At 72.8% G+C, this 14013-nt stretch carries 12 protein-coding genes; 7 read left to right on the forward strand and 5 right to left on the reverse strand.

Translation table 11 applies throughout. The features are described 5' to 3' along the window. Nucleotides 1-38: 38 nt before the first annotated feature. The gene (locus OHS82_RS30785; protein WP_057583385.1) at nucleotides 39-632 is read right to left on the reverse strand and encodes a DUF3043 domain-containing protein; all 594 of its coding nucleotides are present in this window, start codon (nucleotides 630-632) and stop codon (nucleotides 39-41) included. A gap of 298 nt (nucleotides 633-930) precedes the next feature. Between OHS82_RS30785 and OHS82_RS30790 the strand changes: the two genes are divergently transcribed. From OHS82_RS30790 to OHS82_RS30810, 5 genes are all read left to right on the forward strand, one after another. Then, nucleotides 931-1728: a PspA/IM30 family protein gene (locus OHS82_RS30790; protein WP_079041578.1), complete on the forward strand. Its 798-nt coding sequence runs from the start codon at nucleotides 931-933 to the stop codon at nucleotides 1726-1728. Between the two features lie 33 nt (nucleotides 1729-1761). Then, the gene (gene pspAA / locus OHS82_RS30795; protein ID WP_057583389.1) at nucleotides 1762-2040 is read left to right on the forward strand and encodes a PspA-associated protein PspAA; all 279 of its coding nucleotides are present in this window, start codon (nucleotides 1762-1764) and stop codon (nucleotides 2038-2040) included. 154 nt (nucleotides 2041-2194) lie between these two features. Further along, nucleotides 2195-3607 carry a sensor histidine kinase gene (locus OHS82_RS30800; protein WP_242433407.1) on the forward strand — a complete coding sequence of 471 codons (1413 nt, stop codon included), beginning with the start codon at nucleotides 2195-2197 and terminating at the stop codon, nucleotides 3605-3607. Next, nucleotides 3604-4284: a response regulator gene (locus tag OHS82_RS30805; RefSeq protein ID WP_057583392.1), complete on the forward strand. Its 681-nt coding sequence runs from the start codon at nucleotides 3604-3606 to the stop codon at nucleotides 4282-4284. Before OHS82_RS30800 ends, OHS82_RS30805 begins: the two co-directional genes overlap by 4 nt. A gap of 113 nt (nucleotides 4285-4397) precedes the next feature. Further along, a complete protein-coding gene (locus tag OHS82_RS30810; protein WP_057583394.1) occupies nucleotides 4398-6614 on the forward strand; it encodes a protein kinase domain-containing protein in 2217 nt (738 codons plus the stop codon). Nucleotides 6615-6668: 54 nt separating this feature from the next. On the opposite strand, the gene nadA is transcribed toward OHS82_RS30810, so the two are convergent. Then, entirely contained in the window at nucleotides 6669-7853 is a 1185-nt protein-coding gene (gene nadA / locus OHS82_RS30815; protein ID WP_057583475.1) for a quinolinate synthase NadA, read from the reverse strand. 323 nt (nucleotides 7854-8176) lie between these two features. Here nadA and OHS82_RS30820 point away from each other — a divergent pair, with 323 nt between their 5' ends. After that, nucleotides 8177-8533: a HesB/IscA family protein gene (locus OHS82_RS30820; RefSeq protein ID WP_015033024.1), complete on the forward strand. Its 357-nt coding sequence runs from the start codon at nucleotides 8177-8179 to the stop codon at nucleotides 8531-8533. Between the two features lie 168 nt (nucleotides 8534-8701). On the opposite strand, the gene OHS82_RS30825 is transcribed toward OHS82_RS30820, so the two are convergent. Together OHS82_RS30825 and OHS82_RS30830 are read right to left on the reverse strand one after the other, a co-directional pair. Further along, the gene (locus tag OHS82_RS30825; RefSeq protein ID WP_328435013.1) at nucleotides 8702-10777 is read right to left on the reverse strand and encodes a hypothetical protein; all 2076 of its coding nucleotides are present in this window, start codon (nucleotides 10775-10777) and stop codon (nucleotides 8702-8704) included. A 165-nt stretch (nucleotides 10778-10942) separates the two neighbouring features. Beyond that, the gene (locus OHS82_RS30830; RefSeq protein WP_057583397.1) at nucleotides 10943-11152 is read right to left on the reverse strand and encodes a hypothetical protein; all 210 of its coding nucleotides are present in this window, start codon (nucleotides 11150-11152) and stop codon (nucleotides 10943-10945) included. Nucleotides 11153-11282: 130 nt separating this feature from the next. Here OHS82_RS30830 and OHS82_RS30835 point away from each other — a divergent pair, with 130 nt between their 5' ends. Then, on the forward strand, nucleotides 11283-12257 hold the full coding sequence (locus tag OHS82_RS30835; RefSeq protein ID WP_057583399.1) for a carbohydrate kinase family protein: 975 nt from the start codon (nucleotides 11283-11285) through the stop codon (nucleotides 12255-12257). Nucleotides 12258-12274: 17 nt separating this feature from the next. Here OHS82_RS30835 and OHS82_RS30840 read toward each other — a convergent pair whose 3' ends face one another. Next, on the reverse strand, nucleotides 12275-13729 hold the full coding sequence (locus OHS82_RS30840) for a cysteine desulfurase/sulfurtransferase TusA family protein (RefSeq protein WP_328435014.1): 1455 nt from the start codon (nucleotides 13727-13729) through the stop codon (nucleotides 12275-12277). Between the last annotated feature and the right edge of the window lie 284 nt (nucleotides 13730-14013).

A 14013-nucleotide genomic window follows, 5' to 3' on the forward strand; every position in this document is an offset into this window, starting at 1 on the left:
CCAGGCCTCGGCCGCTCCCCCGGAGAAAGCCGCAGTGCTCAGAGCTGCGCTCCACGCTTGACCTGCGGCTTGGGCAGCCGCAGCCGGCGCATCTGCAGCGAGCGCATCAGCGCGTAGGCGACCGCGCCCCGGCGGTTCTGGTCGGGGAAGCGCTCGGCCAGCCGCTTGCGCAGCCGGAAGCCGGTGGCGAACGAGTCCAGCACGATCAGGACGATCACGATCAGCCACAGCAGCAGCGCGATGGTCTGCAACGAGCCCACCCGCACCATGCTCAGCACGAGGATGACCACGGCCATCGGCAGGAAGAACTCCGCCACGTTGAACCGCGCGTCGATGAAGTCGCGCGCGAACTTGCGGACGGGGCCCTTGTCGCGGACCGGCAGATAGCGCTCGTCGCCGCCGGCCAGCGCCTGGCGCTGCCGGTCCATCTGGGCGCGGCGCTCGTCGCGCTGCCGCTTGGCGGCGTCCTTGCGCGACGTCGAGGTGTTGGCGACGCTGCGGCGCTGGGTCTGGGCCTCACTGCGCTTGGGCGTGGGCCTGCCCTTCTTCGCCTGAGGGTCACGGGGCTGCTTGGAGTCGGTCACCACCGCGTCAGCGGGGGCCTTCTCTTCCTTGGCACGGCTACGGAACACAAAACCCAAGGGTAAGCGCTTCTGGGCATGGACCCCAGCCCGGAGGGGAACGATCCGGCAACACCAGTCGTCTGTAGAAGGGACAGACCGGGCGAGAACGAGGAAGAGGGGCGAAGGGCGGCGCGTCGCGCCCCTGACGGTCACCTACTCCTCACGCCGGAGCCCGGGCCCCGTCAGTCGTCCTTGGGGAGGAGCGCATCCGCCCCCGAACAGTGCGTCAATGGAGGCAGGGCCCGTACTGTGGGTTCTGTCGCAGACCTGAGAGCCGGAGTCCGTCAGAAGGGGGCGCGCGAAGCCCATGAGCGGTGTCATGAAGCGTATGGGGATGATCTTCCGCGCGAAGGCGAACAAGGCCCTTGACCGGGCCGAGGACCCGCGCGAAACCCTCGACTACTCGTACCAGAAGCAACTGGAGCTCCTGCAGAAGGTCCGCCGCGGCGTCGCCGACGTCGCCACCTCGCGCAAGCGGCTGGAACTCCAGCTGAACCAGCTCCAGTCCCAGTCCTCCAAGCTGGAGGACCAGGGCCGCAAGGCGCTCGCGCTCGGCCGCGAGGACCTCGCCCGCGAGGCGCTCTCCCGCCGCGCCGCCCTCCAGCAGCAGGTCACCGACCTCGAGACGCAGCACGCCACGCTCCAGGGCGAGGAGGAGAAGCTCACTCTCGCGGCCCAGCGCCTGCAGGCCAAGGTGGACGCCTTCCGTACGAAGAAGGAGACCATCAAGGCCACCTACACCGCCGCCCAGGCCCAGACCCGCATCGGCGAGGCCTTCTCCGGCATCTCCGAGGAGATGGGCGACGTCGGCCTGGCCATCCAGCGCGCCGAGGACAAGACCGCCCAGCTCCAGGCCCGTGCCGGCGCCCTCGACGAGCTCCTCGCCTCCGGCGCCCTGGACGACCCGACGGGCATCGCGAGGGACGACATCCAGACCGAGCTGGACCGGCTCTCCGGTGGTACGGATGTAGAGCTGGAGCTGCAGCGCATGAAGGCCGAGCTCGCCGGCGGCCCGTCCGCCGGTCAGCAGGCCATCGAAGGCGGCACGGGCCAACCGCAGTCCCAGCAGCAGCCGCAGGACACCCCGCGCTTCGACAAGCAGTAACCGGCGCCGGGGCCCGGAGCCGAGGAGGGCGACGTGATCGTACGGATCATGGGGGAGGGCCAGTGGGAACTGGCCGACTCCCACTTCGTCGAACTGAACAAGCTGGACGACGACCTCCTCGCGGAGATGGAGAGCGGCGACGAGGACGGCTTCCACCGCACCCTCGGCGCCCTCCTGGACGCCGTACGGCGCCTCGGAGCCCCCCTGCCGGACGAGGCTCTGGAACCCTCCGAGCTCATCCTCCCCTCGCCGGACGCGAGTCTGGAGGAGGTCCGGGAGATGCTGAGCGACGACGGCCTGATCCCGGGCTGACACCGACGCCCCCTCAGCCCCGGCCGGGGTCTCGGCACCGGTCACGGTCCTTCAGCCCGTCCGGCGATCGAGGACGAGGCCCGTTCGGGGCCGACAGCGGGGTCTGGGGGCGGCAGCCCCCAGCTACGGCGAGGAAAGCGACGGCAACCAGAGAGTGACCCTCCTTTCCCGGGCGGAGTGCCGCCTCAAGGCCCACCCCCTCGCCCTCGACGCCGCCCTCGCCGCAGGCGTCTTCCTCTGCATGCTCGCCGGCTCCCTCGTCGACCCGCACGGCGAGCAGAGCGTCAGCTGGAGCATCCGCACACCGGACCCGCTCAGCCTCCTGCTCATGACCCTCGGCGCCGCGGCGCTCGTCCTGCGCCGCCGCGCCCCCATGACGGTCCTCGTCCTCACCGGCGCGGCGTCCGTGGCCGAGTCCATAACCGGCGACCCCCGCGCCCCCGTGGCGATGTCCGCCGTCGTCGCCCTCTTCACCGTCGCCTCCGCCACCGACCGCCCCACCACCCTGAGGGCCGGCCTGCTCACCATGACGGTCCTCACCGGCGCGGCCATGCTCGCCGGACCGCTGCCCTGGTACGCCCAGGACAACCTCGGGATCCTCGCCTGGACCGGCATCGGCGCCACCGCGGGCGACGCGGTCCGCAGCCGCCGGGCGGCCGTCCAGGCCATCCGGGACCGTGCCGAGCGGGCGGAGCTCACCAGGGAGGAGGAGGCCCGCCGCAGGGTCGCCGAGGAGCGACTGCGCATCGCCCGCGACCTGCACGACGTCGTCGCCCACCACATCGCCCTGGTCAACGTCCAGGCCGGGGTCGCCGCGCACGTCATGGACAAGCGGCCCGACCAGGCCAAGGAGGCCCTCGCGCACGTCCGCGAGGCCAGCCGCTCCGCGCTCAACGAGCTGCGGGCCACGGTGGGTCTGCTGCGCCAGTCCGGCGACCCGGAGGCCCCCACCGAGCCCGCTCCCGGCCTGGACCGCCTGGACGAGCTCGCCGGCACCTTCCGCAGCGCCGGCCTCCCGGTCGAGGTGGCCCGCGCCGACCAGGAGACGAAGCTCCCGGCCGCCGTCGGCCTGGCCGCCTACCGGGTCATCCAGGAAGCCCTCACCAACGTCCAAAAGCATGCCGGACCGGCAGCGAAGGCCGAGGTCAGCGTCGTACGGGTGGGGGCGAACATCGAGGTGACGGTCCTCGACGACGGGCAGCCGCCGGACGACGACGCCCCGCCGGCGGCGGGCAGCGGCCACGGTCTGCTGGGCATGCGCGAACGCGTCACGGCGCTGCGCGGCACCCTCACCACCGGCCCCCGTTACGGCGGCGGCTACCGCGTCCACGTGATCCTGCCGGTCAAGCCCCGTGCCGGCGCCGCCGAGCCGGAGACCCGGGCCATCGGGAGCCGTGCCGAGGAGCCCGGCGCCGGGCAGCTCCCGTCCGGCGGGCCCTCAGCCGCCCGCTGCCGCCCCCCGCAGCCCCGCACGGAGCCGTCCCGCAGGGAGTCGCCCGCTACGGAGCCGTCCCGTAGCTCGCCGTCCCGCACTGCCGAGCCCCGCACCGCAGAGGATCCCGTATGACCATCCGCGTCCTGCTCGCCGACGACCAGGCGTTGCTGCGCAGCGCCTTCCGCGTGCTCGTCGACTCGGAGCCCGACATGGAGGTGGTCGGTGAGGCGTCCGACGGCGCGGAGGCGGTGCGGCTGGCCAAGGAGGGGCCCGTCGACGTCGTCCTGATGGACATCCGCATGCCCGGCACGGACGGCCTCGCCGCGACCCGGCTGATCAGCGCCGATCCCACGCTCGGACATGTCCGGGTGGTCATCCTGACGACCTTCGAGGTGGACGACTACGTCGTGCAGTCGCTGCGGGCCGGGGCCTCCGGCTTCCTCGGCAAGGGCAGCGAGCCCGAGGAGCTGCTGAGCGCGATCCGGATCGCCGCGGGCGGCGAGGCGCTGCTCTCGCCGACCGCCACCAAGGGCCTGATCGCCCGCTTCCTCGCCCAGGGCGGCGCGGACGACGACCACGACCCGACCCGTACCGCCCGGCTCGGCGCACTCACCGTGCGCGAGCGCGAGGTCCTCGTGCTGGTCGCCGGCGGTCACTCCAACGACGAGATCGCCGAACGGCTGGAGGTCAGCCCGCTCACGGTCAAGACGCATGTGAACCGGGCCATGGCGAAACTGGGCGCGCGCGACCGGGCGCAGCTCGTGGTGATCGCCTACGAGTCGGGCCTGGTACGTCCGAGGGCGGAGTGAGGGCGGCGTCCTCGGTCCGCGGGGGGTGAACCCCTTTCCCTCAAGTCTCCGTCCCCTGGGGGCTTTCCCTATGCTGGCACCTCAATGATCTGCGCGAGAGGGGGACGGGCGCGGTGCCGCTGCACAAGGACGACCCGAAGGCACTCGGCGGCTACCGGATCGTCGACCGGCTCGGGGCCGGAGGCATGGGCGTCGTCTACCGCGGCCGGTCCCGCTCGGGGCGCGAGGTCGCCGTCAAGGTGGTGCACGCCCAGTACGCCGAGGACCCGGTGTTCCGCGCCCGCTTCCGGCAGGAGATCGAAGCGGTCCGCAAGGTGAGCGGCGCGTTCACCGCCCCGGTCGTGGACGCCGACCCGGAGGCCGTACGGCCCTGGATGGCCACGCAGTACGTGTCGGGCCCCACGCTCTCCGCACGCATTCGCGACCACGGCCCGCTGCGCGGCGCGGAACTGCGCCGGCTCGCCCTCGGCCTGGTGGAGGCACTGCGGGAGATCCACCGGGCCGGTGTCGTCCACCGGGACCTCAAGCCCGGCAACGTCCTGATGGCCCACGACGGGCCGCGCGTCATCGACTTCGGGATCTCCCGGGCTGCGGAGAACCAGACGCTCACCGAGACCGGCAAGATGATCGGCACCCCGCCGTTCATGTCGCCCGAGCAGTTCTCGGACGCCCGCTCGGTCGGCCCCGCCTCGGACGTGTTCTCCCTCGGCGCGCTGCTGGTGTTCGCCGCGACCGGACGCGGCCCCTTCGACGCGGACAGCCCGTATCTGACGGCGTGGCGGGTGATGCAGGAGGAACCGAAGGTGGAGGCGGTGGCCGAGCCGCTGCGCACGGTCCTGACCCGCTGTCTGGCCAAGGACGCCGGGAGCCGGCCCGGACTCGAGGAGCTGGCCGAGGAGTTCGCCCGGGTGCTGCCCGGGCCCGCGGCGGGGGACATGGAGACGGTGTCCCTGCGCCTGCCGCCGCCGCCCGCGACGGACGACGAACCGGGCCGCCCCACCATGGGGGCCCGCCCCGGCCGCCGTTCCCGGCTGCGCCGGTGGCCGGTGGCGGCCGGGACGGCGGGTGTCCTCGCCCTGGCCGTCACCGGGTATCTGCTGCTCGACCTGACGCCCTTCAGCAGGACCGAGGAATCGGGCAGCGCGACCGGCGGCCCGTCCGTCGGCTGGGACCCCCTGCCGGGCGGCTGGAAGCCCTGGCAGACCTCGGTGTACGGCGCCGCCGTGACCGGGGTGAAGAAACCGCTGGGCGGCGGGGCCCCCGACAACGCCTCCCTGTCCTGTGTGATGGGCAAGAGCGCCCTGTACTGCGGCGGCGACGGCACCCTCCCGGTCCGGGTCGACGGGGCGAGCGGGCGGATCGCCTGGCGCGCCGAGTCCCTGCCCCCGGGGCTGCCGCAGATGAGATTCAACAGCAGGGTCCTCGGGGTGCACGACGGCGTGCTGGTGGTGTCGGAGTTCGTGATGAACAAGGCGGGCAACGACCAGAGCGCCACCGCACTCGCCCTCGACACCGCCACCGGCAAGCTGCTCTGGTCGCGCCCGCTGCGCGGGACGAGCTCCGTCGAACCCGCGGTCGTCGGCGACCTCCTGCTGACCGCGGACGGCTACCGCGTGACCGCCCGCGAACTGCGCGGCGGCGCTGTGCGCTGGACGGCCACCGTGCCTGCCAAGTCGACCTACTCCTGTGAGTTCCAGGAGGCCGACGGCGTCCCGTACGCCGACTGCACCGACGCGGGCACACCCTCGCGCAACGTGTTCTACGCCGTGGACCCCGCCGACGGCTCGACCCGCAAGGTGAGCGTGCCGGACGGCGACGTCGACTACGTCGGCTCCGTCGACGGCGACCTGGTCTTCGTGGCGCAGGTCCCGCGGGGCGAGCGGACCTTCGACGAGTCGGCGTACGGCGAGGTCCTGCTGATCGACCCGGGCACCGGCGCGGTGCGGAAGCTGAAGCTGCCCGGCAGTCCGCGCGGACAGGTGGCGCTGGTGGGCGGGGTGCTCTGCTTCGCCAACTCCCGAGGCCAGCTGGTCGCCCATGCGCCCGGGACGGGCAAGCGGCTGTGGCAGACCGCGACGACGCTGCAGCAGCCCGGCAGGCCGGCCGCCGACGGACAGGGACGGGCGGTGTTCGCGGCCAGCGCCTCCGGACGGGTCGCCGCCGTCGACGTCGGGACGGGCGAGCTGCTGTGGGAGTCCGCCGCGAGGGCCGATCGGGTCGTCGCGTCCGGCTACGCCACGGCGCGCGTGTTCCTCGACGAGGGCGCCCTGATCGTGCTCAGCCCCGACGGGACCGTCTTCACGCTGGATCCCGGTCACCCCGACAAGTGACCGCAGTCGGGGTGATCCGGTTGATCCGGGTCGACGGGGGCGCCGGCGGCCCGGCTACGGCAGGGCCAGCATCCGCTCCAGCGCCAGCTTGGCGAACTCCTCGGTCTCCCGGTCGACCTCGATGCGGTTGACCAGCTTGCCCGCGGCCAGCGACTCCAGGGTCCACACCAGGTGGGGGAGGTCGATGCGGTTCATGGTCGAGCAGAAGCAGACCGTCTTGTCCAGGAAGACGATCTCCTTGCCCTCGGGCGCGAAACGGTTCGCCAGCCGGCGGACCAGGTTCAGCTCGGTGCCGATGGCCCACTTCGAGCCGGCCGGGGCCGCCTCGAGCGCCTTGATGATGTACTCGGTCGAGCCGACGTAGTCGGCCGCGGCGACGACCTCGTGCCGGCACTCGGGGTGCACGAGTACGTTGACGCCGGGTATCCGGGCGCGGACGTCCTCGACCGACTCCAGGCTGAAGCGGCCGTGCACCGAGCAGTGGCCGCGCCACAGGATCATCTTCGCGTCGCGCAGCTGCTCGGCGGTCAGCCCGCCGTTCGGCTTGTGCGGGTTGTAGACGACGCAGTCGTCGAGGGACATGCCCATGTCCCGCACGGCGGTGTTGCGGCCGAGGTGCTGGTCGGGCAGGAACAGCACCTTCTCGCCCTGCCGGAAGGCCCACTCAAGGGCCCGCTCGGCGTTGGACGAGGTGCAGATGGTGCCGCCGTGGCGGCCCGTGAACGCCTTGATGTCCGCGGACGAGTTCATGTACGAGACCGGCACGACCTGCTCGGCCACGCCGGCCTCGGTCAGCACGTCCCAGCACTCGGCGACCTGCTCGGCGGTGGCCATGTCGGCCATCGAGCAGCCGGCGGCGAGGTCGGGCAGGACGACCTTCTGGTCGTCGGAGGTCAGGATGTCGGCGGACTCGGCCATGAAGTGCACACCGCAGAAGACGATGTACTCGGCCTCCGGACGGGCGGCCGCGTCCCTGGCCAGCTTGAAGGAGTCGCCCGTGACGTCGGCGAACTGGATGACCTCGTCGCGCTGGTAGTGGTGACCGAGCACGAAGACCTTGTCACCGAGCTTCTCCTTGGCGGCGCGGGCGCGCTCGACCAGGTCCGGGTCCGAGGGCGAGGGCAGGTCGCCGGGGCACTCGACGCCCCGCTCACTCTTCGGGTCGGCCTCGCGGCCGAGCAGCAACAGGGCGAGCGGAGTCGGCTGTACGTCGAGCTCCGTGGGCTGGGCGGTGGTCACGACACGCACCCTTTCTACTTTTCGTCGAATTGACGTTATCTATCATAACCCGCGTCCCGGCACTTTCACGATGGTCATTGCGTCGATGTGACGTGAATCCCGAAACGCGGACCCGCCGGCGCACCGGCGTCAGGGCCGGCGTCGGGTCCGCGTTTTCGGCGCGGGTCCGGAGGGCGCTGTCCGCTCCACCGCGGGTGTGCGAGCATGAAAGACAAGAAGAGGAAAGAAACGGAAACCTGAGTCCTCGGCCCCGGAATGAATCCGCGGTCCCGACGGTTGCACACGTCGGCAAGCAGTCTCCGTACAACCCGGGAGAGATGTAGATGTCCGTATCGGACGAGAAGACCACTGTCAGCGACGGCATCCTCCTGTCCGACGCCGCCGCGGCGAAGGTCAAGGCCCTGCTCGACCAGGAAGGCCGCGAAGACCTGGCGCTGCGTGTCGCCGTTCAGCCCGGCGGCTGCTCCGGCCTGCGCTACCAGCTCTTCTTCGACGAGCGTTCGCTCGACGGTGACGTGGTCAAGGACTTCGACGGCGTCAAGGTCGTCACCGACCGCATGAGCGCCCCGTACCTGGGCGGCGCCTCCATCGACTTCGTCGACACCATCGAGAAGCAGGGCTTCACGATCGACAACCCGAACGCGACGGGTTCCTGCGCCTGCGGCGACTCCTTCAGCTAGGCCGTCGCCCGGTTCCACCGCGAACCGCAGCCGAGCCACGCGAAGGCGGCGGCCCCCTCTCGGAGGGGACCGCCGCCTTCGTGCTGCGCTCTGTCCAGGACAATCCCGCCCGGGCCGCTTCGCCCGGGCCGCTCCCGGGTCCTGTCGGTCCGGAGCCCGCCCCGGGGGTTACCGGGTCTGCGGAAGCCGGGCCCCCGGCTTCTCCAGCGGTACGCCCGCGCCGTCGGAGCCGACCACCTTCCGGGCGCCCAGCGGTGCGTCCAGCTGCACGACCTGGTGGTACTCCTTGGCGATCATGATGCAGACCTTGTCCGGCCAGGGCGTCTGCGTGACGGTGATCTTCACCGCGTCCTTGCTCTCCGTCGCCGTCGCCTTGTAGTCGGCGCACACCCCGCCGGTGAAGCCGACGGTCAGCTCCCTGCCCTCGGCGGAGTAGCCGTCCACCTTCACGTCACGGGCGCCCGAGGAGCCGGTCGGCCGCGGCATGGGGGCGGGCGTCGTGGCGGACTTGAGATACGCCGGCTCGACGGCCGGCTGCGCCACGGTGTAGCCGTCCGCGTCCCCCGCCGCCTTCACGGCGAACAGCCAGGACGGCACGAGGACCTGCCGGCCGCCGGAAGTGTGCGGGGCCAGCCCGAGCACCGCGTCCTCGACGGTCGCCGTCTGCCGCTCGGGAGCGGACGTCGAGGCGCCGCACGGGCTCTCCAGCCGGTCCTTCAACGGCACCGGGCTGGCGCAGCCGCCGATGCCCATCCGGTGGTCGGTCCCCGGCGCGGCGTTCAGCGCGTCGAGCGCCTCCTGCGCGCTCACCAGGGGATACGTGTCGCCCTTCGCGGGCGCTTCCAGCTGCCCGTTCCCGGCCACGACCTCGCCCTGCGCGTTGACGCTGATCCCGGTCGTCCAGCTGTAGGTCGGCAGCCCGCCGACCACCGGATCGGCGTTCACCATGCGCTGCGCGCCCATGGTCAGGCTCGCGTCAACCTTGGCGTCGTCCTGCCCGAGCGCCTTCAGGACCGGCGCGGCCGCCTTCTTCGCGGCCGCCTCGCTCACCGGCTCGTCGGTGGCCGGCGTCGGGGACTGGGCGCACTTGTCGCTCAGCGAGGTGCAGTTGTCGGTGCCCGGGGCGTACCGGGTGAAGGTCCACATGCCGGGCGCCTGCCGGTTCACCCGCAGCGCCGGCCCGGAGCTGTCGCCGGCGCCGATCCGCCAGGCCTCGCCGTCGGCCACCGGCGTGCCGTCGACCCCCAGCGCCTTCGCCAGCCGGGCCGCCTCGTCGGCGGTGACCTCGCCCTTCGCCCAGTAGACGGGCGCGGAGCCGTGACCGTCGGGCAGTGTGCCGGCGGCCTGGTAGGTCACCCCGTAGGGGTTGGGCTCGCCGGGCGCGATGCCGTTCGAGGAACCCTGGGAGGCGCCCTTGCCCGCGGCGTAGTCGTCCAGGGCGAGCGCGGCGGGTGTGCCGCCGCCGGAGGGCGACCCCGAACCGGAGCCGCCGCCCGAGCCGCCCGCCGCGCCGGCGGTCAGGTAGGCGCCGCCGCCGCCCACCAGCAGTACGGCCGCAGCGACGGAGGCGATGAGCAGGGGGGAGCGGCGCCGGGGTCCGGGAACCGGCCCCCCGCCGCCCGCCGCGCCGACGACGTGCTCGCCGTGACCGTCGCCGCCGCCGTCCGCCGCCGCGGGCCCGTCCAGGACCGCGCCCTGGTCACGAACTCCGGCCTCGACCGGGTCAGCGGCCTTCGTCGAGGCCCCGGGCTTCTCACCGGGTTCGTCGGACGCGCCCGGTTCACGCGAAGCGGCGGCCTCCTTCGCGGCGCCGGCCTCGCCCGAACCGCCGACCGGGTCCGAGCCGCCGTCCGCCTCCGGCCCGTCGGCCGGGTCCGAGCCGCCGTCCGCCTCCGGCCCGTCGACCGGGTCCGAGCCGCCGTCCGCCTCCGGCCCGTCGGCCGGGTCCGAGCCGCCGGCCCGTGTCACGCCGGATTCCGTAGCGACCTCGTCCGAAGCAGCGGGCTCAGCATCCGTCGGCCCGGCCTCCGCCTTTACGCGTCCGGCCTCGTCGACCTCGGCGTCGGCTCCGGCGCCGGCAGGCTCCGCCTCCGTCGGCCCGGCCTCGCCCGGCCGCGACTGCTCGGCGTCCTGTACCCGCTCGGCATCCTGCGGCCGCGCGTCGTCCTGCGCCTTCGCCTCGGCGGAAGACGTCTTCTCCGGCTCGCGCGCGGCGTCGTCGTTCTCGGGTCGCTCGGTGTTCACCGCATCGCTCCTTCGGCTGCCCTGCTGTCGTACCCCGCGTCCCCCTCACGAGGGACGCCGATGGGACGCGGCGGGGGAGCGCACGGTTCCCTTCCGTGCGCCGTACCGAAGGAAATATCGGGGGATCACCCCAGGGGCCACCCGGAGTGATCCGAACGGCAGGTCCTAGTTGCCGTAGTCCGGCATCGCCTCCAGCAGCCGCGCCGACGTCGCGGGAACGTCCACGCCGTGGATGAGTGACGGCGAGACCGGGTGGGAAGTGATCTTCTCCGGGGCGGCCCAGTGCGGAGCCATCCGCGCGCAGTCGCCGCGCAGCGACGCGAGGTCGCCGTCGAGGTCGGCCGGAGCGGGTGCGTGGACCTTGAGGTTCGTCATAGTCGAACGGTAGGCACGCCGTGGCCCGCGAAGAAAGATCTACTATCGGGTAGTTTCCTCTGCTTCAGTGGCGCGAGCCGACCGGGTAGCGTGAACTGTCAATCCCCCTCCCCTCAGGAGAGTCCACGCCGTGCGCATCGCAGTCACCGGCTCCATCGCGACAGACCACCTCATGACGTTCCCCGGCCGCTTCGCCGATCAGCTCGTCGCGGACCGTCTCCACACGGTCTCGCTCTCCTTCCTGGTCGACAACCTGGACGTACGCCGGGGCGGGGTGGGCGCGAACGTCGCCTTCGGCATGGGACAGCTCGGGACCCGCCCGATCCTGGTCGGCGCCGCGGGCGCGGACTTCGACGAGTACCGGGCCTGGCTGGACCGGCACGGCGTCGACACGGCCTCGGTCCGTATCTCGGAGACCCTGCACACCGCCCGCTTCGTGTGCACCACCGACGCCGACCACAACCAGATCGGCTCCTTCTACACGGGCGCGATGAGCGAGGCCCGGCTGATCGAGCTGAAGACCGTCGCCGACCGCGTGGGCGGCCTCGAGCTGGTCCTGATCGGCGCCGACGACCCGGAGGCCATGCTCCGGCACACCGAGGAGTGCCGGTCCCGGGCGATCCCGTTCGCCGCCGACTTCTCCCAGCAGATCGCCCGTATGAACGGCGACGAGATCCGGATACTGCTGGAAGGCGCCTCGTACCTCTTCTCCAACGAGTACGAGAAGGGCCTCATCGAGTCCAAGACGGGCTGGTCGGACGCCGAGATCCTGGCCAAGGTCGGCCACCGCGTCACCACTCTCGGCGCGCGCGGCGTCCGCATCGAGCGCGCCGGCGAGGACCCGATCGAGGTCGGCTGCCCGGAGGAGGAGGCAAAGGTCGAGCCCACCGGCGTCGGCGACGCCTTCCGCGCCGGCTTCCTCTCCGGCCTCGCCTGGGGCGTCTCCCACGAGCGCGCCGCCCAGATCGGCTGCATGCTCGCCACCCTGGTGATCGAGACGGTCGGCACCCAGGAGTACCAGCTGCGCCGCGGCCACTTCATGGATCGCTTCACCAAGGCCTACGGCGAAGAGGCGGGCACCGAGGTCCGCAAGCACCTGGCCTGACAGGGACCGGGCCCGACTCAGGACAGCCGGCGGACCACGTAGGCAGAGCCTCGGTCCGCCGGCTCCTCACCGGCGTACTCCTGCCCCCGCATCTCGCACCACGCGGGGATGTCGAGCCGGGCCGCCTCGTCGTCGGACAGCACCCGCACCGTGCCGCCCACCGGCACGTCCCCGATGACCTTCGCCAGCTCGATGACCGGGATCGGGCACCGCCTGCCCAGCGCGTCCACCACGAGCGCCTCCACCGCGTCCCCGTCCGTCGAGACCGTGTCCGCCGAGGCCGTGTCCGCCGTCGGCGCGTCCCCGGCGGGCCGGACCTGCCGGGCGTCCGCCGGGCCGGGCAGGGGCGCGCCGAGCTTCTCCCGCACCGCCGCCACGACCCCCGGCAGCACGTCGAGGAACCGCTCCACGTCGGCCGAGGCCGCTCCCGCCGGCAACGAGACCCGCACATTTCCCTCACTCAGCACCCCCATCGCCCGCAGCACATGGCTGGGCGTCAGCGTGCTGCTGGTGCAGGACGATCCGGACGAGACCGAGAAACCCTCCCGGTCCAGCTCGTGCAGCAGCGTCTCCCCGTCCACGTACAGACAGGAGAAGGTCACGATCCCGGGCAGCCGTCGATGCGGGTCCCCGACCACCTCGACGTCCGGGACGACGTCCGCCACCCGCGCGCGGATCCGCGCCGTCAGCTCCCGCAACCGGTCCGCCTCGGCCGCCGCCTGAGCCCGCACCGCCCGCAGCGAGGCCGCCGCGGCCACGATCGCCGGAAGGTTCTCGAACCCGGCCGCACGCCCCGACTCCCGCTCGTCCAGGGGCCCTTGCGGCGCGAACCGGACGCCCTTGCGCACGACGAGCAGCCCGACGCCCGACGGCCCGCCCCACTTGTGCGCGCTCGCCGCCAGCAGCGACCACGGGCCCTCCACGGCCGCCCACCCCAGCGACTGGGCGGCGTCCACCAGCAACGGCACCCCCGCCTCCCGGCACAGCTCGGCCACCGCCGCCACCGGCTGCTCGGTGCCCACCTCGTGGTTGGCCGACTGCAGACACGCGAGCGCGGTGTCCGAGCGCAGGGCGTCGGCGTACGACTCGACGGTCACCGCGCCGGTCCGCGTCACCGGCGTCCGGGTCACCGCCCCGCCCTCCGCCTCGAACACCTCGGCCGAATGGAGTACCGAGGAGTGTTCGACGGCTGACACGATCAGGTGACGTCCGGCCCGCCGACGACCCGCCAGCGCGCCCGCGATCCCGGAGTGCACGGCCCGCGTCCCGGAGGACGTGAACACCAGCTCGTCCGGCCGGCACCCGACGGCCTCGGCCGCCGCCTCCCGTGCCGCGTCCAGCAGCATCCGTGCCCGCCGCCCCTCCCGGTACAGCCGGGCGGGATCCGCCCACCCCTCGTCGAGCGAGGCCGACAGGGCCTGCCGGGCGACGGGATGGAGCGGGACGGCGGAAGCAGCGTCGAAGTAGGCCACACCCCAACGGTAAAGCGCCGGTGAGGCCGGTACTCCAGGGGTACGGGACTGTTTCGATCCACGGCCCGGCCGCGCGGACGCGACCGGCCACGGCGTGCCGCAGCCGCCGCACAAGCCGCATTGACGAGCTATTAGGCGCTATCAGGCGCTCGTCCCACCCCTTCGGGGTGACGGGCGGCGCGTATGCCACCCTCCCCGCGACCCCCCGGAGGGCGTCGGCTAGGGTTTGGTCCGCATAAACATCCAAACCCCTGCCCGACGCAGGGCGGCGACCGACCAGCGAG

It is taken from the genome of Streptomyces sp. NBC_00425, assembly GCF_036030735.1.
GTDB lineage: Bacteria > Actinomycetota > Actinomycetes > Streptomycetales > Streptomycetaceae > Streptomyces.